The sequence below is a fragment of the Streptomyces sp. NPDC058239 genome (assembly GCF_042882185.1).
In the GTDB taxonomy this organism is placed as follows: domain Bacteria; phylum Actinomycetota; class Actinomycetes; order Streptomycetales; family Streptomycetaceae; genus Streptomyces.
Window position 1 is genome coordinate 16,167 of record NZ_JBHVWS010000078.1, and the last position, 20,751, is coordinate 36,917.

16 protein-coding genes, 1 pseudogene and 1 CRISPR repeat array are annotated in these 20,751 nt (G+C 68.4%); of the genes and pseudogenes, 6 read left to right on the forward strand and 11 right to left on the reverse strand.

Going from position 1 to position 20,751, the window contains the following annotated elements; genetic code table 11:
* Window positions 1-124 precede the first annotated feature (124 nt).
* The 5 genes from ACFVYE_RS43060 (at window position 125) to ACFVYE_RS43080 (ending at window position 6,944) form a co-directional block, all read left to right on the forward strand.
* Complete coding sequence (locus ACFVYE_RS43060; RefSeq protein WP_389608901.1) at window positions 125-430, forward strand: hypothetical protein; 306 nt, start codon at window positions 125-127, stop codon at window positions 428-430.
* Window positions 431-959: 529 nt separating this feature from the next.
* Window positions 960-1,292: direct repeats of the CRISPR family, unit length 29 nt; unit sequence GGGACCGTCCCCGCGCGTACGGGGTGCAC.
* A gap of 212 nt (window positions 1,293-1,504) precedes the next feature.
* The gene (locus ACFVYE_RS43065) at window positions 1,505-1,852 is read left to right on the forward strand and encodes a hypothetical protein (RefSeq protein ID WP_389608903.1); all 348 of its coding nucleotides are present in this window, start codon (window positions 1,505-1,507) and stop codon (window positions 1,850-1,852) included.
* Window positions 1,853-1,941: 89 nt separating this feature from the next.
* Window positions 1,942-4,728, forward strand: a complete 2,787-nt coding sequence (locus ACFVYE_RS43070; protein ID WP_389608905.1) for a hypothetical protein — start codon at window positions 1,942-1,944, stop codon at window positions 4,726-4,728.
* A gap of 106 nt (window positions 4,729-4,834) precedes the next feature.
* Window positions 4,835-6,832 (forward strand): Helicase associated domain protein, encoded by a 1,998-nt coding sequence (locus ACFVYE_RS43075; RefSeq protein ID WP_389608907.1) that lies wholly within the window; start codon window positions 4,835-4,837, stop codon window positions 6,830-6,832.
* Window positions 6,738-6,944: a helicase associated domain-containing protein gene (locus tag ACFVYE_RS43080; protein ID WP_389608909.1), complete on the forward strand. Its 207-nt coding sequence runs from the start codon at window positions 6,738-6,740 to the stop codon at window positions 6,942-6,944. Before ACFVYE_RS43075 ends, ACFVYE_RS43080 begins: the two co-directional genes overlap by 95 nt.
* 1,237 nt (window positions 6,945-8,181) lie before the next feature.
* On the opposite strand, the gene ACFVYE_RS43085 is transcribed toward ACFVYE_RS43080, so the two are convergent.
* The 6 genes from ACFVYE_RS43085 to ACFVYE_RS43110 form a co-directional block, all read right to left on the reverse strand.
* Window positions 8,182-9,999 (reverse strand): ABC transporter ATP-binding protein, encoded by a 1,818-nt coding sequence (locus ACFVYE_RS43085; protein ID WP_389608911.1) that lies wholly within the window; start codon window positions 9,997-9,999, stop codon window positions 8,182-8,184.
* The gene (locus ACFVYE_RS43090) at window positions 9,996-11,066 is read right to left on the reverse strand and encodes an LLM class flavin-dependent oxidoreductase (protein WP_389608913.1); all 1,071 of its coding nucleotides are present in this window, start codon (window positions 11,064-11,066) and stop codon (window positions 9,996-9,998) included. Before ACFVYE_RS43090 ends, ACFVYE_RS43085 begins: the two co-directional genes overlap by 4 nt.
* Window positions 11,067-11,113: 47 nt before the next feature.
* The gene (locus ACFVYE_RS43095; RefSeq protein ID WP_389608915.1) at window positions 11,114-11,533 is read right to left on the reverse strand and encodes a lasso peptide biosynthesis B2 protein; all 420 of its coding nucleotides are present in this window, start codon (window positions 11,531-11,533) and stop codon (window positions 11,114-11,116) included.
* Window positions 11,530-11,790, reverse strand: a complete 261-nt coding sequence (locus ACFVYE_RS43100) for a lasso peptide biosynthesis PqqD family chaperone (RefSeq protein ID WP_389608917.1) — start codon at window positions 11,788-11,790, stop codon at window positions 11,530-11,532. The genes ACFVYE_RS43095 and ACFVYE_RS43100 overlap by 4 nt, the downstream gene beginning before the upstream one ends.
* Entirely contained in the window at window positions 11,787-13,610 is a 1,824-nt protein-coding gene (locus ACFVYE_RS43105; protein WP_389608919.1) for an asparagine synthase-related protein, read from the reverse strand. Before ACFVYE_RS43105 ends, ACFVYE_RS43100 begins: the two co-directional genes overlap by 4 nt.
* 527 nt (window positions 13,611-14,137) lie before the next feature.
* Window positions 14,138-14,266 carry a lasso RiPP family leader peptide-containing protein gene (locus ACFVYE_RS43110; RefSeq protein ID WP_189282290.1) on the reverse strand — a complete coding sequence of 43 codons (129 nt, stop codon included), beginning with the start codon at window positions 14,264-14,266 and terminating at the stop codon, window positions 14,138-14,140.
* Window positions 14,267-14,563: 297 nt separating this feature from the next.
* Here ACFVYE_RS43110 and ACFVYE_RS43115 point away from each other — a divergent pair, with 297 nt between their 5' ends.
* A complete protein-coding gene (locus ACFVYE_RS43115; RefSeq protein WP_389608921.1) occupies window positions 14,564-18,151 on the forward strand; it encodes a helix-turn-helix domain-containing protein in 3,588 nt (1,195 codons plus the stop codon).
* On the opposite strand, the gene ACFVYE_RS43120 is transcribed toward ACFVYE_RS43115, so the two are convergent.
* From ACFVYE_RS43120 to ACFVYE_RS43140, 5 genes and pseudogenes are all read right to left on the reverse strand, one after another.
* Complete coding sequence (locus tag ACFVYE_RS43120) at window positions 18,113-18,451, reverse strand: hypothetical protein (RefSeq protein ID WP_389608923.1); 339 nt, start codon at window positions 18,449-18,451, stop codon at window positions 18,113-18,115. The two genes, ACFVYE_RS43115 and ACFVYE_RS43120, sit on opposite strands and share 39 nt — an antisense overlap.
* Window positions 18,448-18,834, reverse strand: a complete 387-nt coding sequence (locus ACFVYE_RS43125; protein WP_389608925.1) for a hypothetical protein — start codon at window positions 18,832-18,834, stop codon at window positions 18,448-18,450. The genes ACFVYE_RS43120 and ACFVYE_RS43125 overlap by 4 nt, the downstream gene beginning before the upstream one ends.
* A 112-nt stretch (window positions 18,835-18,946) precedes the next feature.
* A complete protein-coding gene (locus tag ACFVYE_RS43130) occupies window positions 18,947-19,327 on the reverse strand; it encodes a peptidoglycan-binding protein (RefSeq protein WP_389608927.1) in 381 nt (126 codons plus the stop codon).
* Between the two features lie 676 nt (window positions 19,328-20,003).
* Window positions 20,004-20,291, reverse strand: coding sequence for a hypothetical protein (locus ACFVYE_RS43135; protein WP_389608929.1), 288 nt, complete (start codon window positions 20,289-20,291; stop codon window positions 20,004-20,006).
* Window positions 20,288-20,751: pseudogene (locus ACFVYE_RS43140) on the reverse strand (hypothetical protein); the annotation flags it as partial. The pseudogene ACFVYE_RS43140 and the gene ACFVYE_RS43135, both read right to left, overlap by 4 nt.

Sequence of the window (20,751 nt, forward strand, 5' to 3'; positions counted from 1 at the left end):
GGGGGATCAGGACGGCACCCGGGCCCGCCCGATCTCCAGGGTCAGCGGCGGAGTGCGTAGCGGGTGAGGCGGGAGCGGGCGGCTTGTTCGCTGATCCCGAGTGCCTGGGCGATGGTGTCTCACTGTGCCCGTCTGCGGTGTCGATGCTGAACGCGGTGTCGGTTGCTACCCGTTCGGTGAGGCGTTCCAGGGCGGCGACGGCGCGGAGTGCGGCCAGTGGTTCGTCGGCGACCAGGGTGGTGAGGTGTGTCTCGACCTGGTCGAGGAGGGTGGCGAGGTCCGCGGGCACGGGCACAGTGCGGGCCTGTACTTCGGTGATGTGGGTGTCCCAGTCGTCTTCCGGTCCGCTGGTGTCGGCCAGGAACGGGCGCCGACGGTCGACGGCTTCCCAGTCGAGCGGGTAGCGGGTGCTGCCGCGCCAGCCGCATGAACACGCACCGCGCAGCTCGGTGGCGAGCGGGGCGCCGAGCGTGCCGTCGTAGACCCACCAGTCAGTGCTCTGGTGCATCGTCGGCCCGCTCCCCGCGTCGAAGTACACCGGGCCCGGCTCGGTGCCGTCGGCCAACAGGACACCGGGCCGGCCCTCATGCTGGCTGCCGAACTCCTCGGTCTCCCACATGCTCCGCCCCTCTCTCACCGGCCAGAACGCCGGCGACACCTCAAAGGCTGGCCGGGGGGCGCGCTGCAGCGCCGCCTCGCTCATGGGCCCGGCCGACTCACCCACGACCTTGCCCCAGCCCGGCCGGTCCCGGCGGGCGAATACCCGAACCGGTGAATCACGGTTTCCTAGGTCGAGGTCAGCCTGGCCGGGATGGTCTGGAGCTCAGCCGTGGCTTCCTGCTGCATCTCTCGGCATAGCGTGGGCCCGGTTATCTCTGACTTTGGTCTTTCAGCGACAGGGCTGCCGCCTTGTGGCGGCGGCCTGCGGCCAGCGTCGCTCATCGTGGGCACCTGCATCCGGGACCGCCCCCGCGCGTACGGGTGCACGGGCACCTGTCCGTGCTCGGGGCGTGGACGGAGGGACCGTCCCCGCGCGTACGGGGTGCACCGCCCGGGTGGTGTGCATGCCGAGCCGGTGCAGGGACCGTCCCCGCGCGTACGGGGTGCACACAGCAACCTGAAGTCGAACCGCTGGCGCGTCGGGACCGTCCCCGCGCGTACGGGGTGCACCCGAGGCGCCTCGCCGCCGAACGGATCGATCCGGGACCGTCCCCGCGCGTACGGGGTGCACTCACGTCCCAGGGCCGTGCCGGTTTCCGTACTGGGACCGTCCCCGCGCGTACGGGGTGCACTCGGAAGGCCGGGCGCCCGGCCTCCTCCCGCCCCGCCGGATGCGGGCGCGCATCCGGCGGTTCACCAAGATTGTCGGCGCCGGTTGAACCCGACGCCGAGAGAGCTGATCTCAACCGTTGCCAGGCCGGCTTGAGCATGAACCGCTGACTTCACCGTCGGGATACTTGATTCCGGATGACGGGGCTAGCATGGCGGGTGGAGGATGGCAGGCATGCAAGGGTGGAAGAAGACCGCACTCATCAGCGCCTCGTTTCTGCTGATCGCGGCGATGGTGCTGGTATGGCTGCTGGTGGACCTCGGCACCGCTGACGGGCTGGCCAGCGTGGTGGGAGCTTGTGCAGGAGTGGCCGGGCTGGCATACGCCATGCTCGGCGGCCAGCAGAACGACCCCGTCGTGCACGCGGCCAACACTGGAACCGCAACCGCAAGGAACCAGGGCCAGGCGAACACTGGTATCACCGGCCCGGCCACGCGCCTAGACGGTCAGATGCAGGCCGAGCACACCGGAGACGCCGACGCCGACGGTGGCACCGCCAACACCGGCATCCAGCTCACCTAATCGAGGAACCAGCAGCAGTCCAACCGACAGAACGCTAACCGGAACGCAGCGGACAGCACGAACGGAACGGAAGAGAGCAGGGCGGACCGGTGGCGGGTTTCCGCAAGAAACCACAGGCACAGGCATCGGACACCGGCAGCGCACTCGCCAGCCACGGCGGGATAGCCAACACCGGGAACATGTACATCGCCGAATTCCACCAGCATGTGCACCCTGCGCCGCCAGGCAGGGACTCCACGCCCCCGCCACAACGCGGCACGCCAGTGGCAGCCTTGACCCCGCAGGATGCGACGGCCAGCTGGGAGGTACATCAGGCCATTGCCGTGGGGCCGGGTGAGCCGGGTCCGCTGCCGATGTACGTGCGACGCGATCACGATGAAAACGTGCGAGCAGTGGTGGCGCGCGCCGCGTCCGGCACCAGCGCCATGGTCGTGCTGATCGGCGAATCATCTACCGGCAAGACCCGTGCATGCTGGGAAGCGATCCACGAATTGCCGGCTGGCTGGCGGCTGTGGCACCCCCTCGATCCGACACCGGCCGAAGCCCTGGCGGTAGCACTGGAGGAAGGGATCGGCCCGCGAACTGCCATCTGGCTCAACGAAATCCAACGATATATGGGTGAAAGGGCCGGAGATTCCGCAGAACGCGTCGCCGCCGGCCTGCGCGCCCTGCTACAAGATCAAGACCGCGCGCCCGTCCTCATCCTGGGAACGACCTGGCCCGAGTACTGGGCCTCGTTGACCAGCCGCCCCGCTCCCGGCGAGGACGACTCCCACCCCCAGGCCCGCGAACTGCTCGAAGGCAAAGCCCTCTACGTTCCTGCTTCCTTCGGGGAAACCGCTCTGGAAGACCTGCGCACCCTCTCCGGGCGCGATCCTCGCCTGTCCGATGCCATGGAACGGGCAGTTGATGGCGGTATCACCCAGTATCTGGCCGGCGCTCCCGCCCTGCTGGAACGCTATCGCGCTGCCCCGCCGGGCGCCCTCGCCGTGATCCGTGCAGCCATGGACGCCAGTCGTCTGGAAGCCGGCTCGCAAGTGCCTCGTGCTTTTCTGGAGGCAGCCAGCCACGGATATCTGACAGATGACCAATACGATGCGCTGCCTGACACTTGGATCGTCGACGCTCTCGCCTACACCGCAGAACCGTGCAAAGGCACACGCGGCCCCTTGAGCATGGTGCGTCAACGCCCCGGAACACCGGTCACCGATGGACCCCGGTACCGGCTGGCGGACTACTTGGACCAGCACGGCCGCCACGAACGCCGCTTCACCGCTCCCCCCGCCTCCCTATGGGAGGCAGCTCGTGACCATCTGAAGGATCCACAGACGCTGCAAGCCCTCGGCAGTGCTGCGGAGAGCCGATGGCGCGACCGGCACGCCATTGAGCTCTACCAGAAGGCTCTGGACTTCGGACAGGCAGAGGTGTTCGCCGACCTCGCCTGGCTATGGGAGGAACACCAGCACGCTCAAGAGGCCGAGCGGGTCCTGCGCCAAGCCGCCATCACAGGCAGCGGTGAAGCGCTGGAGGACCTTCTGGAGCGCCTGCTGGACCAAGACCGGCACGAGGACGCCGAGACAGCCCTCCGCGACGCCGCCGCCAGCGGCAACCCGGCAGCCATCCTCCTACTGGCCCGAGCCCTGGAAGAAGAAGGAGAGGCAGACGAAGCCGCGCACTGGTACCAAAGGGCGGCAGAGAGCAACGATCCGGAGGTCTTGCGGGCGTACGCGGCCGAACTCGAGTCCAACGGTGATCTTCCCATCGCCCATCAGTTGCTGCGCGCAGTGGGCGATCACCATGCGCTGCGAGAACTGGCCCGGCTGGCAGCCGAGACCGGACCTGCAGCTGACGCGGAGCAGGCGGCGATGGATGCCTTCGCCGTCAACGAACCCACGCCGCTGAGGGACCTCGCCGCACGCGCCGAGGCCGAAGGATGCGACGAGGACGCCGAACGGATGTACCTCCATGCCATCGCCGCATACGAGCGCCGACGCAGGCTGCGCGCCGCAGGGACCGTCATCGACTTCGAGGGAGGTCCGCGTCCTCTGTCGGAATTCGTCAACTCCGGGACCCAGCTTCTGCCACCTGGTGAGACCTGGGCCCTGCGGAGTCTGGTAGCGCTGCGGGACCGCACCGGGCGCGCGTCAGCCGGTGATGACGCGCTGCGCACAGCGGGCGACGACGGGAACGCCTGGGCCCTGGAGCAGTTGCTGCGCCGCTACCGGTCGCGCGGCCAGGAAGAACAAGCGGAGAGCCTTCTGCTGTCAGCGGCCGAGGCGGACAGCCCATGGGCCCTGTGGGCCCTGGCCTACCGCTGCCTCCACAGTGGCACCACCAGCGAGACCCAGTGCCGCGCGTTGCTCGAACGGGCCGCCGCAGCCGGCGTAGGCCAAGCGACCAGAGCCCTGGTGGAGGAGGCCGAGCAGGACGGGCGCACCACAGAGGCCGAGCAGTTGGCGCTGCGGGCCGCCACAGCCGGCTACACCACCCCACTGCGGGACCTCATCATGGCCCGGGAGCAGGGCGGCCAGCTCGCCGCGGCCGAAGACCTGGCCTTCCGTGCACCAGCCCCGTTGCGCCGGGCAATCCTGCGGCGCCTGGCCAAGGGCCGCGAAGGAGAACAGGCCACAGCGTTCCTGCGCCGCGCCACCGACGAGGGCCAGGCGTGGGCACTGGGCGTTCTGTCCGCTTGTCTGGAAGCAAGTGGGGAACCTGCAGAAGCTGAGCGTCTCGCCCGCCGCGCCGCGGACTCAGGCGACCGACAGGCACTGCACGACCTGGCCCAACAACGTGCCGCCCGTGATCCCGACGGAACATGGAAGGCACTGTTGCTTCACGGCCTGGCAGCCGACGGGACCACCACACCAGCCTGGTGAGGTCCCACTCGACTTGCCACAGCAGTGATTCGACGACAACGACGTTTGATCCGCTTGCTCCTGATCCCCATCACAAGCACTCACACATCACGTACACGCCCATCAGGTGAGACCCCCCGTCAGCACCAACGTGCACATCTCGACGACCGGCAAAACGGACGAGGCGCACCGGACGTCGGGACGGCTGGGCAAGCCGTGGGCGGTCGTGCACGACAACCAGAAGATCCCGTCCCTGCGCCGGTTGTACATGACCGCCACGCCGCGGCTGTGGCAGCTCGGGGACGAGGACGAGGCCGGCGCACCGGGCGAGCTGGTCGCGAGCATGGAAGACGACCCCGAGGGCCCCTTTGGCAGCAGGGCGTTCACGTTGACGCTCTCGGAGGCCATCGACCGGGGAATCTGTGCCCCTTACCAGGTCGTATGCGTCGACATCACCGACACCGCGCTCCAGGCCGCCCAGCTCTTGGGCGCGGAGGGCCGCTCGGCAGAGGTCCGCGGGGCCCGGCTCGCCGCTCTGCAGACGGCCCTGGTGAAGGCGTCTGCGGAGGAGAACTTCCGGCGCACACTCGTCTTCCACCACGTCGTCAAGGAGGCCGAGGCGTTCGCGGCCGGCCTCCCGGACGTCGCCGCGCAGCTGCACGCGATCGACCCGGAGCTGTACCCCAAGACGATCTGGGCGGACTGGCTGTGTGGCGACCACAAGCCGCTCCACCGCCGCCGGTTGCTCGGGGAGTTCGCTGCCGGGATCGCCACGGACGGCACCGTCGTGGAGAAGTGCTTCCTGTGCTCGGTGAAGGTCCTGGGCGAGGGCGTCGACACCAAGAACTGCGACTCCGTGTACTGGGCTGACGTACGCGGCTCGATGCCCGACCTGGTCCAGGCCGTGGGCCGGGCGCTGCGGATGCAGCCCGGCGAGGGGAAGATGGCCTCGCTCATGGTGCCGGTGCTGCTCGGACCCGGGGAGACGGCGGACAGCATGCTGACCTCCCGGGCGTTCAGCGGGCTCGCCAAGCTGCTGGAGGCGCTGCGGGCTCACGACGCCAGGATCGTGGAGACCCTCGCGGAGCAGCAGGCCCCGAGCCGCTACAAGCCCGTAGCCAAAGACGAGAGCGAGAAGAGCACGGGTGGGAGCGGCGACGGCTCCGGAGGCGTCAGCGCCCCTGCTAATGCCCTGCTGAAGTTCTCCACGCCCCGCGACCCGGCGCAGTTGGCTGCGTTCATCAACCTGCGTGTCCTCAACCCGGAGCACGAGCACTGGCGTCGGGGGGTGCAGGCCGCTGTCATCTTCGCCCGCGAGCACGGCGACCTGCGCGTCCCGTTCACCTACCGAGTGCCGGAGGGCGAGGAAGCCGAGGGGGTCGGGTGGCCGGCCTCGCTCGCCGGGTTCCCGCTGGGGCAGTGGACCGCCGACGCCAGGAGGTTCTACGCCCGCGGGAACATGGACGAGGACCGCATCGCCCAGCTGGAGAAGCTCGGCATGATCTGGTCCCACTTCGACGTCGCATGGGAGGAGGGCCTGTCCACCGCCCGCGGATGGGCCGAGACGAACGGGCACCTTCTGGCCCCGCTCGGCGCCGCCCACCAGGGCTACAAGGTCGGCATCTGGCTGAAGAACGCCCGCGCCGCCGCCCGGCGCGCCCAGGAGCTCGAACAGCGCCAGGCCGAAGGACTCCCTGTCGACTCGTGGTCCGGCGCCCTGTCGCCGGAACGACGCGAGCAGCTGGAGGACATCGACCCCTCCTGGTGCCCAGCCTGGCCGGTGGAGTGGCAGCGGGCTTTCCACCTCACACGACAGCACCTCGAAGAGGCCGGCGGCGAACTGCCCACCGAGCCCGGCAGTCGTCATGCACCACGGCGAAGACCTCGGGCGATGGGTCAAGGCGCAGCGGCTGGGCTGGGAGAAGCTGACGACGGTGCAGCAGTGGATGTGCGAACAGGTCCTCGGAATCGAGCCCGCGACCGAGGACGAAAAGCCGCCCCCGCGCCATACACAGGCCGACAAGTGGGCGATGAACTACGAGGCCGCCAAGCAGTTCTACGAGCGCGAGGGGCACCTTCAGGTCCCGAGGAAACACGTCGAGCGAATCGTAGGCGCGGACCATGAGGAGCGGGAGCACAAGCTGGGGGCCTGGATCGGGAATCAGCGCAGCCGGGCCGCGACGCTGTCCCCGGAGCGGGTGGAGCAGCTCTCCGTCATTGGGATGCGATGGACATAAGCACGACAGCCTCGGTTGCCGTGGTGCCAGGCGAGACCGTGTCGTCCGCGCTCAGAAGGGAGGTTCATCGCTGTACGCCTTCTGGCTGCTGGTCTCCTTTTGTGGCGCTCCGGTGGCCCAGGGATCATCCTGTGGCTGCTGGTGCGAAGCACCCCACCCCCCTGGATTCGAACCACCGCCCCAGCCCCCCGCCGGGGCAGGCGGCGGAGACGGCTGCGGAACCGGCGCCAGCTGAGGGGGTCCTGCCTCGTCATCAGGTTCAACACCGTCGACGGCGTCGTTCCACAGATCGCGGATGAATTCGCGAAGCGTGCGGGTGTCGTTGTCCTCGTCGTAGTCGTTGGAGTCGGAGAACCTTCTCCACGTCGGGTCCTGGTCTGCCATGCGGCAGAGAACCTCGTGCACCGCTCTCACTGTGGGCCAGGTGCTGGTGGTCTCGCCTTTGAGGAGCCTCCGGACCGTCTCACGGCTCACAGTCACAGGGGCGGAGCCATGTGTTTGAGCAACGGCTGCTGCGATGTTGACCGGTGACGGGCGCCCGGCTGCGCGGAAGTAGGTGAACAGCTCGCCCACGAAGGCCCTCCTGGGCCCAGGAGGGAGCTCATCCACGCTCGACATTCGCAACATTTTGGACATGCCCAACTCCAGCTCACTACAGCCTATTTGAACTCACAAGAGTCTAGCTTGGCCTCGGCATGACACCCACTGAGAACAGGAAAGAGCAGGTCTCGCTCCAAAAGGACTGAGAATGCCCCGAGAAGACACGTCCTCTACTTGCTTTGGCCCACGAAAACACAGAAGAACTATCTCTACCAAAGCACTGTTTTCGCTGGTCAGAGCGCTATTCGGAGTGCTTTCGTTGACGTCATCCGCCCCACGGGACGCAGTGGTGTCTCAATAGGCGGACAAACGGCAGTGCCGTCACCGGAAACGGCGACGGCCCCCTGGTGGGCAGGGAGCCGTCTGCAGAAGACCGAACGTTCCCGACGAAGGAGAAGCTCAAGTCCATGAACGAGACTACGACTCCGACCCTGGCACCGAAACCCCCGAGTACATCCCGATGGGCGGTACGAGCACGACGGATGCGCAATGAGGCCGGCCTCTACCTGATCCGTGGCGCAGCCACTTCTGCCGGAGGTGCCATCGTGGCGTACGGCGGTGTCTGGCTCCATTCGCGCTGAGGACGGTTCAGTCCGGCCCTGGAACTCGCGTTCGTTTGAACGGCCGCCCATCCGCCTCAGTCGATGAGCAGCTGGGAACGAGCAGCGGGGCGGGCAATGTGATCCTGTCCGGCCCCGCTGTGGTCAGGGAATTGAGTGGCCGCCAGCCGTGCGTAGAGGGGGTCGGAGGCGATCAGTTCGTGATGGGTTCCTGCTGCCCGGACCCGGCCGGCTTCCATGACGAGGATGTGGTCGGCCATGGTGACCGTGGACAGGCGGTGTGCGATGACCAGCACCGTGGTGTGGCGTGCCACCTCGGCGATGATGTCGTGGAGGACGGCCTCGTTGGCAGCGTCTAGGTGTGCTGTGGCCTCGTCCAGGAGCAGCAGTCGTGGTTGGCGTAGGAGGGCTCGGGCGATGGCTACCCTTTGGCGTTCGCCGCCGGACAGGTGGCTTCCGCAGTGGCCGACGGGGGTGTCGAGGCCTTGTGGGAGGCGGTCGATGAGGGTGTCGAGGTGGGTGCGCCGCAGGGCCTGGTGGATGGCGTGGTCGGGGGTATGGGGGGCGGCGAGCAGGAGATTGTCGCGGAGCGTTCCAGCCAGTACGGGGGCGTCTTGTTCGACATAACCGATGCTTGCCCGCAGTTGGTCGAGGGGCCAGCGGCGGATGTCTTTGCCGTCGATGAGGATGCGGCCGCTGGTGGGGTTGTAGAACCGTTCGATCAGTGCGAAGACTGTGGTCTTTCCGGCGCCGGACGGGCCGACGAGTGCGATGAGCCCGGGGCCGGGGACGGTGAAGGACACCCCTCGGTGGACCTGGGGTGGTCCGTCCCTGTAGGCGAAGATAACGTCCTGGAAAGTGACGCGAGCTGGGTGCGGGATGGTGTGCGGGCGGCGGGCGGCGGGGTCCGGTGCGGGTTCGATCTCCAACTGCTGGGCCTGGGTGATGCGGGCGATCGCTGCGGATCCGGTGTGGTATTGCGTGAACGCGTCGATGAGTTGGGCGACCGGGGCGGTCAGGTAGAACAGGAACAGTAGGAAAGCGACGAGCGTGGAGGGTTCGATCGCCCCTGAGGCGACCCGTGCGCCGCCGGTGCCCAGAACCGCCAGGAAGGCGGTCTGGATTGCGAGTCCGGTCGATGAGGAGGCGAGTGCTTGCCAGCGGGCGGCTTGTGCCCCGTGAGTCCAGGCGCGGTGGGCGGCGGCGTGGACTGCGGTGGTCTCGCGGTCCTCGGCCCCTGAGGCCTTGACCGTCCGCAGGGCACCGAGGCTGCGTTCGAGTGTCGAGGCGAGCGATCCGACCGATTCCTGGGCGGCGTGGGTGGCGCGGGCGATCTGCGGCATCAGCATTGTCGTTGCTGCGGTGCTGAGGGCGATGACGCCCAGTGCGACTCCGAGCAGGACCAGGTCGAGTGCTCCCATCAGGACAATGGCGGCGATGAGGGTGGCTGCCCCGGTGAAGCCGGAGACCAGGCTGTGAGTGGAGACCTGGCGCAGCAGGGTGGTGTCGGAGGTGACGCGGGAGAGCAGGTCGCCGGGTTCGGTCCGGTCGGCTTCGGGGATGCGCAGGCGTAGGAGTCGGGTGGTGAGGCGTTGGCGGGCGGTGAGGACCACTGACTCGGCGGTGCGTTCGAGGAGGTACTGGCCGCTTCCTTGAATCACGGCGCCTGATATCACGAGGGCGGTCAGGGTGATCAGCACGGTGGTGTAGGGGCGGTCGGCGGCCAGGGCGTCGACGAGGGCTTTGGCCGCCAGCGGCTGGGCCAGGGCTGCGGCTGATCCGGTCAGGGTCAGGAGTCCGCCGGTTGCGATGGCCGCGCGGTGGGGCCGGATGTAGCTGTACAGGGCCCGCCAGGTCTGCCGGACCGAGAGCGGTGGGGCCGGGGAGTGGGTCATTGGGGGGCTCCGGCGGTGGTGCTCAGCTGGGCGCGGACGGCGGGGAAGACGTCGGTGGCCAGGCGCCGCAGGTTGTGCAGTGCCGTACTGGGGTCGGTCTCCACGTGACACAGGACGGTGGTGCATCCGGAGATGGTGATGTGGTCTGCCAGTCGTTGTGCGCAGGTTGCCGCGTCGCCCACGGGTTGGGTGACGAGCAGGCGTTCGGTGACGGCGTCGATGAGGGCGTCGTCGACGGCCGGATCGGTGCTGGGGGGATCGTTGCTGGTCAGCAGTTGGAGTTGGTGGTCGCCTTCGAGTAGGCGTTGGGCGCGGGCCCGCATCAGGGCGTGGGCCTGTTCGGGGGTGTCGGTGACGTGGGCGTAGAGGGCGAAGGCGTGTTCGTAGCCGTCGGCGCGGTGGCCGGCGGCGGCGGCCAGTTTGGCGTGCAGGGCCACCATGTCGGCTTTGGCCTCGGCGTTCTTGTCGTAGAAGAGCAGGAGGGGCAGGCCGCGGGTGGCTGCGGTTTCGATGGTGGCCGGTGAGCTGGCGGCCACGTGGATGGGGGGTCGGGTTCCGGGGCGTGGTTCGGGGACGACGGGTACTTCGCGGAATGCGTGGAGGTTCGTCTGAGACTGCGCGGTGCCGTTCCAGGCGTTGTGGACGATGTCGAGTGCCTCGCCCAGGCCGTGCTGCCAGTGTTCGATGCCGCGGCCGATCACCTCGTACTCCGCGGCCGGCTGGCCGCGGCCGACGCCCAGGGCAAATCGGCCGCCGGACAGATGGTCGAGCAGGGCGGCTTGCTCGGCGATGTGTACGGGTGGGTGCAGGGGCAGGAGGGTCACTGCGGTGCCGACGCGCAGGTGTTGGGTGTGGCCGAGCAGGAAGGCGGCCAGGGTCAGCGCGGAGGGGTTGACGGAGGTGTCGAGGAAGTGATGTTCGGTCACCCAGAGGTCGTCGAGCGCCAGGTTTTCCGCCGCCTTGGCCAGTGCCAGGGTACGGGCGAAGACGTCTGCGGAGGTGTGGCCGGGGGCCCGTTCGCTGCCGAGGAGCACACCGAGGCGCAGCGGGGGTGTGGTTGTCGTCATGGCGTGTCGTCTCCTGGGCTTGGGGCGGGCGCCGGTTGGGGTGGGGGTCATCGGCGTGCGGGCACGGTCATGACGGGGAGGAATAGGTGGGTGTCATCGGGCTCGCCCACCGGTTGTCCCTCGGCTTCGACCCAGGCGTGGGCGCGGAACGGTTCGGTGCGTACTCCGGTGCACCAGTCGGGCCACACGCCCCTCAGTCGGCACAGGGCCGCGGTGGCTACGGACCGTTGCAGGCAGCCCTGTCCGGCGCAGCGCACGCTTACAGCGACTACGGCGTCGCGTGCGGCAAGTGCTTGGGCGTGGGAGGCGGGGCGTGCGCCAAATTGCAGCCAGGCCAAGACCTGGGACAAGCGGCGGGGGGAAAGGCGGATCAGCAAGCCGACTACGGGCACGACGGCCCGGGCGGCGATGCGGTGGGGGAGGGATGGCCGGCTGCGGGCGGACTGCAGGCCGATCGGCATGCTCATGACTGCACCAGGCGGCTGGTGCGCAGTGACGTCAGCAGGGCCTGGACGTCGCCGGGGATCCGGTCGGCTGCCTTGGGGTGCCGGTTGCGCAGTTCCGCGGTTGCCTCAGCAATGTCGCTGGCGCGGAGCAGGAGTGACAGGATCTCGCTTCCGGAGGCGTTGAGCTGCCAGTAGCGGCCGTTGCGGCGGTCCAGCAGGACCGACTCACCGTTCTCGGTTCGGGTTTCGGTGACGTGAGGGGCGAGGCTGATCTTCATCGGTGGCCTCCGGGCAGCGCGGGTGAGGGGGCGGTGGTCGTCACGGAGCGCAGCCAGGACTCGCAGGCCAAGGTGGCGTCCAGCGGGATCATCGTCAGTGAGCCGGGGTGGAGGCCGAGCAGACCGGCGCGGAAGGCGTCGGGGTCGACCAGGCCTTTGTCGGCCAGGTGCAGGTGGTCGCAGAGTTCGGCGAGGTGGTGTTTGTGGCGTCGCAGTCCTGCGTACGCCTCGGCGCTGAACTCGGCCTTGGTGGGGCGGCCCAGGATGCGGTCCGGGACGATGCCGCGCATAGCGGCGGCGAGCGGTGGTTTGTACTGTGCGGTCTCGGCCCGGTCCAGGAGGCGGATCGACAATGCCGCTTCCACGACGCGGTCGTCGACGAACGGTGCGTGCCAGGCCACCCCCAGCGATGAGGTCATCCGGCTGACCCTGCGGATGGTGTTGCCGCATTCCTGGGCCATTTCCAGGGCGAGGTGCTGGCCTCGTTGGGGGGCGAGGGGTTCGGTGAGGGCGGCGTCGCGGAGCATGCCGCGGACGGTTTCCACCGCGTCCGGCGTGGCCCAGGCCGGCATCCGGAAGCTGACGCCCCAGCCGAAATCCGGCCGGGAGTTGCGGGGAGGAGGTGCGGCAAGGTCGTCGACTGCCGCGGCCAGCCAGGTGCCGTAGGAGCGGTTGTCGGCTAGAGCACACAGCGTGGGGCCGGACTTCCAGCGGAACATCGCCGCATGGGAGCGGGTCAGTCGCCAGGCGCTGCGGGGGGAAGTGCGGGCCAGGGTGTGGAGGTAGGTCGGCAGGGCGGCGAACAGTTCGTCTCCGCCGTGGCCGGTCAAGTGGTGTGACGATCCTTGTGCGACGGCCTGCCGGACCTGGGCAAGCTGCTGGGCCTGGGTCCGGATCCAGGCGAACGGGCCTTCCGCGTCCTCCGTCGGCGTCATGAGGTCCTCGTACCACAGGGGCAGATCGTCCGGATGGGTCACCACATGCTCGGCACCGGGCAGGGCCGCGGCGGCTTGTTCCGCCCAGGTCTGGTCGTCGTTGGCGCTGTCCCGGGCTCCCCACAGATGTGTGACCAGGCGGGCGGGGCCGCGGTCACCGGCGAGGAAGCACAAACTGGTGGAGTCCATCCCGCCGGAGAGGTCGGCGCTGATCGTGTCCGCTAGGTGGGTACGGGCGGCCACCGCGTCGTGCAGCGCGGACCGCAGACGCTCGGCGCCTTGCACGAGCGGCAGATCCGGCTCCGGCGCTGTCCACCACCTGACGACGCGGTGAGCATCGTCAGGTGTCAGCTCCAGGTATGAGTTCCCGGGAACCTTCTCGGTGCCCTGCCACAGGGGCCGTTCTCCCAGCGGGTAGGGAATCAACGGGGCGAGCAGTTGGCGGGCCAGCAGGTCCTCGCGCAGGCCCGCGCCGGTCATCGCGGCGAGCAGGTCGGGCCGGTCCGCAGCGATGGTGGTGCCGTCCACCTGCGTGTAGTGGATCTGGCAGACGCCGGTGACGGTGCCCTGGGCCCGCACCCGCCCGTTGACCGAGGCGACCAGGTGTGCGGCGCCGGGCAGGGTGCGGGCGAGAGCGTCGAGTTCCTGAAGGGTGCGAGCGCGGCCGAGCGTGTCGGGGAGCGTGCGGGCGTCGATGCGGGTGCAGCCCAGCAAGGCGATGCGGTGGCGGCCGGCGCTGGTGGCGATGACGTCCGCCGGCTGCCAGTGGCCCACGATCCAGGGGCGGCCGGAGGCATGCCGCAGAAGCTGGCCGCCCGCCGTGGGGGCGGTGCGTTCTGCTATCGCCGCCGCGGCTGGGCTGTCGGCGAAAATCGCGAATCGCATATCTCTCCGTAACAGAACGTCGGGTGGTATGTACGCCTCTCGGCGACTCCAGCGTGTCGAGGGTCATGCAACCCGCGGCTTGAAGATCACGGAATCGGCGGTGGGGACGACGGTTTCCCTATCGCCAAGACCAGGGAGACTGAAAGCCGATCCGCTGTCAGGGCTGTCCAGGGTGGGCGGAGCCCACGCGCAGCGCCGCCGAAGGTGTCCTTGATCGACCGGATCAGCTCCACCCTCAGCAGTCGGGCGACCAGTCATCGGCTTCGACCGACGTGGAGAGTTCCGTAGCACTCAAGGTGTTGAACTGCATGACCGCTCACCCACCGAGGCGGCTTGGGCTGGGCGCACGTGCTGGACCATTCGACGGCGGTCGGAAAATGGCTCTGTCTCGGATGTGCGGCAGAGGTCGAGACAGGCGGTTCTGGCCGCCGTCGAATGTGGGCCGCCCTGATGATCAGGGGTGGTGCTCTATCTGTGAGGAGGCCGTTGACGGCCTCCTCACAGATAGAGCGGTGTTACTGGTCGGGTCAGTGGCAGCCGACTCGCAGGCACGTCCACCGGGAGTCGAAACCCCAGTTGGGGAGCCCCATGGTCACCTCGGCGAAGTCACCGATCTCCACCAGTGCGGGAGCCTCGTACTCGGTCTCTGTAGTCATGGCAGGTCATCTCCTTGAGTCTGGGCGGGCGTACGATCCCGTACACGCCACCGCTTTCGGACCGGCGAGCCCTCAATTGCGTTGCCGCAATGGTGGAGCGCCGCGTGGATGTGAATCGCTCGGTGCCGTTGTTGCTGATCTGGCAGCACCGAACGTTGTTCATTCCACCGGCCGGGGGTTTGTTTGGCAGTGGTGTTCCGGCGGCCAAACAATGGCCGGGCGCGATCTTTCGTGGGGTGGTGGGGGCCCGTACGTTGGCCGCTGGCCTGCTGATGAGGCGGCCGGAGGGGTGGGGACGTGGCGGGTCGTCGTGAGGTGCCGGTGGATCCGGGGGCGGGGCCGGTGCAGCGGTTCGCGTTCGAGTTGCGCAAGCTGCGCACGGAGGCAGGTGGGATCACCTATCGGGCGCTGGCGGACCGGGCGGGATATTCGATCACGACGTTGTCGCAAGCGGCTGGGGGTGAGCAGTTGCCGACGTTGCCGGTGGTTTTGGCGTATGCGGTGGCATGCGGTGGCGATGGTGCGGTGTGGGAGGCGCGGTGGAGGCAGGCGGTGGAGGAGGCTGCCGCTGCTTCGGGGCCGGGGGATGACGGCGAGGAGGTGGATCCGCCGTACCGGGGTCTGGTGCGGTTCGAGGCTGGTGACAGTGACCGGTTTTTCGGCCGGGACAAGCTCACCGCCGACCTGTTGCAGCTCCTGCGCCGTCGGCGGTTCGCGGCGGTGTTCGGGCCGTCCGGTAGCGGCAAGTCCTCTCTGCTGCGCGCCGGCCTTGTCCCCTGCCTTCAGCACGCCCGGGAGACGGGGCTGCGGCCGGCGGCGATCCGGATCCTTACCCCGGGCCCGCATCCAGCACGTACCCACGCATCTCTCCTCACCCCCAGCAGCACCGGTGCCGGGAGCGTGGGCCCAGACACGTTCGTGATCGTCGACCAGTTCGAAGAAGTCTTCACGCTCTGCCAGGCCCCGTCCGAGCGCGCCCGGTTCATCGAGCTGCTCCTGGCCGCCCGCAACCCCGAAAGCCGATTACGGGTGCTCATCGCGGTACGCGCCGATTTCTACGGCCGCTGTGCCGAGCACCGGGACCTGGTTGAGGCGTTGCGTGACGCCAACCTGCTGGCCGGCCCGATGAGCGCGGCGGAACTGCGCGAGGCCATCGTCAAGCCGGCCGCGGCCAACGGCTTGACCATCGAGCGCGCTCTGACCTCCCGGCTCGTTCAGGAGGTCTCCGATGCGCCGGGCGGGCTGCCGCTGCTGTCGCATGTGCTGCTGGAGACCTGGCGCAGGCGCCGGGGCAAAGCGTTGACCATGGCGGGCTATGAGGCAGCCGGCGCACTGGAGGGCGCGATCGCCAAGACCGCCGAGGACGTCTACGGCCAGTTCACCGAACCCCAGGCAGCTGCGGCCCGCCGCATGCTGCTGCGCCTGGTCGCCCCCGGTGACGGAACGCCCGACACCCGCCGGCCTGCCGAGCGCGGGGAGCTGCAGACCTCCAGCGGGCAGGAAGACACCCCGGTTCTGGAAGCTCTGGCCCGCGCGCGCCTGCTGACCCTCGATAACACCACCGTCGAACTCGCCCACGAAGCGCTGCTGACCGCCTGGCCGCGGCTGCGCGGGTGGATCGAGGCGGACCGCGAACGCCTGCGCGTGCACCGCAAGCTCACGGAAGCGGCACGAGCCTGGGAAGACCTGGGCCGTGATCCGGGCGCCCTCTACCGAGGAAGCCGGCTCGTCACCGCTCAGGAACACTTCAGCGGCGCGCACTCCACAGACTTGACCGACCTGGAGCAGGCCTTCCTCACTACTGGTCTTTCTGCGCGCGAACAGGACGAGCGTGCGGCAGCGCGTACCACCTGGCGCTTGCGCACGCTCAGTGCCACCCTGTCCGTCTTTCTGGTCCTTGCCCTCACCGCGGGCCTGATCGCGTGGAATCAGAGCCGGATCAGTGACCGGCAGCGGCAAGCTGCCGATACCGCGCAACAGGTGGCCCTGTCCCGGCAGCTCGCCGCTCAATCCGCCTCGCTCATAGGGACAAACTCAGATCTCGCCTCGCTGCTGGCCATCCACGCCTACCGCACCAGCCCGACGTCCCAGGCCTTGGAGAGCCTTCACGGTGCCGTCGGCGTGCCTCTGCGTCACAGGCTCACCGGCCACCCCGGGGCTCTGATGTCGGTAGCGTTCAGTCCCGATGGGCGCACCCTGGCCACCGCTGGCGACGGCGGCACGGTGCGGTTATGGGACTCCGCCACAGGCCGTCTGCGGAAAAGCCTTCCCGGATTGACTGGGCGTGTTTTCTCCGTGGTTTTCAGCCCCGATGGACGGACCCTGGCCACCGCCAGCAGCGGCGATCCCTCGGTGCAGCTATGGGACACGGACACCGGCCAGCTCCGCAGCAGCCTGGGCAAACAAACCAACGGAACGATGTCGGTAGCCTTCAGCCCCGACGGGCACACCCTGGCCACCGCCCACCCCGGGCGCGGGGTAGAGCTGTGGGATACGGACACCCTGCGCCTCCGCAGGAGCCTTGGCGAACAAACCAACGGGACGGAGTTGGTGGCGTTCAGTCCCGACGGGGGCACCTTGGCCGCCACCAGCGGTTATGAGCGCGTAGTGCAACTGTGGGAAACAAGCACCGGGCGTCTCCGCAGCAGGCTTGGAAAAGGGGCCCACGGGACGAGAGCGCTGGCGTTCAGTCCGGACGGGCGCACCCTGGCCACCGGCGGCGAAGACCACGCGGTGCAACTGTGGGAAACAAGCACCGGGCGTCTCCGTAGGAGTCTTGGCGAACGAGCCAACGCAACGATGTCGGTGGCGTTCAGCCCGGACGGGCGCACCCTGGCCACCGGCGGCCTTGACCGTGCGGTGCGGCTGTGGGACACGGCCACCGGCGGCACTATGGCCACGCTCCCCGGCCACGTCAACTTCATCTTCGCGGTGGCATTCAGTCCGGACGGGCGCACCCTGGCCACCGGCGGCGAAGACCGTGCGGTGCGGCTGTGGGACACGGCAGCCAGCCAGACCCGAGTTGTTCTCTCCAGCCCTCTCAAAACGGTGTTCTCTGTGGCGTTCAGTCCGGACGGCCGCACCCTCGCCACCGCCAGCGATGGGCGCGGGGTGGATTTGTGGGATACGGCCACCAATCGCAGCCGCAAGCGTCTCTCTGGGCGCCTGAACGAAGTGATCTCGGCTGTGTTCAGTCCGGACGGGCGCACTCTGGTCACCCTCAGCAGCGACCGCGGGGTAGAGATGTGGGACGCGGACACCGGCCGCCTCCGCGCGGGGCTTTCCGGTGAAACCACGGATGTGTTCAGGGCAGAGTTCAGTCCGGACGGGCGCACCCTGGCTACCCGCGGGATGGACCGTGGAGTGCAGTTGTGGGACGCCGGCACCGGCAGCATCCACAGGGTGCTACCCGAACCCACCGATGGCATGGGCTCACTGGCGTTCAGCCCGGACGGGCACACCCTGGCCACCGCCAGCATCGACAGCACGGTTCGGCTGTGGGACCCGGCCACCGGCCACCTCCGCAAAAGCCTGCCCGGACACACCGCCCCCGTCTTCTCCGTGGCGTTCAGCCCCGACGGCCGCACCCTGGCCACCGCTGGTAACGACAACCGCACGGTGCGGCTGTGGGACACCGACACAGGCATTACCGTGGCCACGCTCTCCGGACACACCGACACAGTCTTGTCCGTGGCCTTCAGCCCGGACGGGCGCACCCTGGCCACCGCCAGCGCAGATAGGACCGTACGCATGTGGGCCGTAGCCCTGCCCGCCCCCACCACAGCGATCAGCAAAATATGTCGCGCAGTGGGCCGCGATCTCACCGCGCAGGAACGCTCGGTATACCTACCCGACCAGCCACCACACACCCCATGCCCAAGCTGAACCGCCCCTGCCGGTCAGGTACTCCCAGACGCAGATTCGGGGCTCTTTGCGGCGCAGTTGTCGGTGGTGGGTCGGCACCGGTGGGATCTGCTGTCGAACCCAGTCGCGATCCTGCTCACCCTGGCCGTGGCAGGCGCGCAGCAGGACATCGTTCCACTCACCGGAGGCCGGGGTGGGGCACTTGAGGATCGCGTCGCGGAACCATCCGGTGAGGAGTGAGTCGTCTTCGGCGATGCGGTCCTGGCCGCCCGCTGTCGACGTGGCGGCACTGATCGCGACTGCGGCCGTCCCGCCACTCATTGGGTCGGCATGCCTCCGTGGGGGCTGTTGACCACGATCGGCACCGACCCTTCAACGAGATAGGGATGCTCGGGGAAGTAGTCAATGTGGAGGTGGCTGCCGCCCTCGGCGGTAGCCATGGACTTCAGGTTGTCTGCCAAGATCGCCCTGGCTCCAGGGTCGCCACTAATCACCAGGACCTGCCGCAAGGCGTCGAGTTCGATCCGAACCCCGGCGCCGGAAGCCTTCCTGGCTTCGATACCTACCAAGGTGTCTCCGTCCAGTGATGATGCGGAGCCGATGAACCCGTCGCCCTCGGCCACTGCGTATGCCAAGTCGGCCAGTTCCTCCGCTGAAGCGGTGAGATCTACTTCGCCGAACACGGGATCGGAAACCAGTCGCACGGGCGGCACTCCTTCAGCGTCGGACCTCCATGATGCCGGGGGAGGTCTTCCGGCCCTGCGCTCACCCCCGGCAAGTTGACCAGATGCGATCAGGTATATCGGAGCCACTCGTCTAGGCGGTGCTCCGGAGGCGGTACCAGGTAGTCGGGCCGACGATGCCGTCGGCAGTGATCTTTTCCGCAGTCTGGAAGCGCTTCACGGCGGACTCCGTGGCGGCTCCGAAATAGCCGTCTACGCCGGTGGACCCCACCGAGTAACCCCGGTAGATCAGCAGCGCCTGGAGCTCCTTCACCTTCGCACCAGAGTCGCCGCGATCCGTGTAGTCGTCGCTGAGGTCGTAGCCGCAGTAGAGCCCGTCGACGGTGTCCCGGCAGTTCACCGCCACCGCGGTCGGTGCTTGAGCGGTGGCGGGTGTGGCCAGAGCGGCACTGGCGGAGCCGACCGGGAGCAGAGCCGCGGCCAGTACAGCGGACGCGAGCAGGGAAAGTCTCATGCGCTGACGCAATCTGAGAGCCCTTCGAATGGGGCGGGCAGCCCGCCCGCTGGATCGGTTGAGAGCGAACATATGCCTGTATCGGCCATCAGAGCAGAGCGCACTATGGCGTGCGGGGGAGCGCGCGAAGCCCGGTCAGGAGCACCCGGCGCGAGGGCTGAACGTAAAGTGCCGGGGGTCGCTTCTGCTTGAGCGTACGCGTCATGGTGAGCTGTCAATCTTGCTAGATATTGCGCTCAGCCCATTCAGCGTGTTGGGCGACATCGGAACGTCAGTGGTTGGCGACATGAGGCGTGTCAGTTGGCATTGAGCGGGGCGGCCCTGACCCACCGGTCCGCTCCGGCCCCGAAAACCTGCGGAGAGACTCCTCCCATGAGCACCACGCGACGGCGACTCGGCACCGCGGCTGCTGTCCGTCGAACGAGTCGAGCCGGGGCAGCTCCTGGACGACCAGCACCAGGCGGCGGATCCGAAAGGGCGGCGGGCCCTCGGCCAGGCATCGCTCACTGACATGGGTACAGGGGCTGAGCCCCGAGAATCTGCGACGAGCCTCCGCATCGCTCGCCGACAACCGCGGGTTGTCGTAGCTGGCCGTTCTTTGGCTGGGCGACCTTCTGGTGCACAAGTACGGAGGGCCCCGCGAGTGCGGGGCCCTCCGCTGTGCTGAGCTGGCCGATCAGGTGTAGCGGTCCATTGGCTCGGCCGCGTACGTGCCATCAGGCAGCTGGGCCTTGGTGAGCTCGAACCGCTCCAGTCCCCGCCCTACGTCGCGACGGATGATGGTTCCCGCGCGGCGGGTAGTGAGGTGCAGGACCGGGCTGCCGTCCGGGGTTGCGCTGTTGAGCAGGGTGTACCGGCGTATGCCTCCCGCTCGCCGGGCAAGCATCCATGTGAGGAGGCTGCCCACGGCGAGGACTGCGAGGCCGCCAAGGAAGTTGGGCAGGGTGGCGTCGAAGAGGTTCATACCGTCCCCCGGCGAGCCGCCGTGACATCCTGGTCACGTGTCAGGAGGCGCCATTTCCGGATCCACGCCTCTCGGTACTCCACTTTGCAGGCCTTGAGGAAGGCTTCGAGAGTATCGAACCGCGGCAGTCTGTCCTCGTTGAGCATCTTGTGGAAGGTGCTCTTGCTGACGTGGCTTCCGGTACGAGCCTCCAGCTCCCGCATGGACGGCTTGCCAGCCCAGATGTGCAGGTCTCGGAGAGCCTGCACGAATTCGCGGGTGTTCCTGGCCTCCACCGGGGCGGTCTCGCCGACTTCCGTCCGGACGGGATACATGCTGTTGAAAAGGGCCTTCTCCGGCTCACGCTTCGCCCGGTCGCTCAGTTTCCCTTCTGCACGTACGCGTACCGCATGCCGCCATCCGGCGCCGCGGCTGTACGACGCACGCCTTGCCGGGGCCAGATCGCGGCCGATGCCGCTCG

What these genes read in the sequence shown, in the direction of transcription:
- ACFVYE_RS43065 (WP_389608903.1), top strand. Translation starts at nt 1,505, where the DNA reads ATGCAAGGGTGGAAGAAGACCGCACTCATCAGCGCCTCGTTTCTGCTG.
- ACFVYE_RS43080 (WP_389608909.1), top strand. Translation starts at nt 6,738, where the DNA reads ATGAACTACGAGGCCGCCAAGCAGTTCTACGAGCGCGAGGGGCACCTT.
- ACFVYE_RS43085 (WP_389608911.1), bottom strand. Translation starts at nt 9,999, where the DNA reads ATGACCCACTCCCCGGCCCCACCGCTCTCGGTCCGGCAGACCTGGCGG.
- ACFVYE_RS43090 (WP_389608913.1), bottom strand. Translation starts at nt 11,066, where the DNA reads ATGACGACAACCACACCCCCGCTGCGCCTCGGTGTGCTCCTCGGCAGC.
- ACFVYE_RS43095 (WP_389608915.1), bottom strand. Translation starts at nt 11,533, where the DNA reads ATGAGCATGCCGATCGGCCTGCAGTCCGCCCGCAGCCGGCCATCCCTC.
- ACFVYE_RS43100 (WP_389608917.1), bottom strand. Translation starts at nt 11,790, where the DNA reads ATGAAGATCAGCCTCGCCCCTCACGTCACCGAAACCCGAACCGAGAAC.
- ACFVYE_RS43105 (WP_389608919.1), bottom strand. Translation starts at nt 13,610, where the DNA reads ATGCGATTCGCGATTTTCGCCGACAGCCCAGCCGCGGCGGCGATAGCA.
- ACFVYE_RS43110 (WP_189282290.1), bottom strand. Translation starts at nt 14,266, where the DNA reads ATGACTACAGAGACCGAGTACGAGGCTCCCGCACTGGTGGAGATCGGT.
- ACFVYE_RS43120 (WP_389608923.1), bottom strand. Translation starts at nt 18,451, where the DNA reads ATGAGTGGCGGGACGGCCGCAGTCGCGATCAGTGCCGCCACGTCGACA.
- ACFVYE_RS43130 (WP_389608927.1), bottom strand. Translation starts at nt 19,327, where the DNA reads ATGAGACTTTCCCTGCTCGCGTCCGCTGTACTGGCCGCGGCTCTGCTC.
- ACFVYE_RS43135 (WP_389608929.1), bottom strand. Translation starts at nt 20,291, where the DNA reads ATGAACCTCTTCGACGCCACCCTGCCCAACTTCCTTGGCGGCCTCGCA.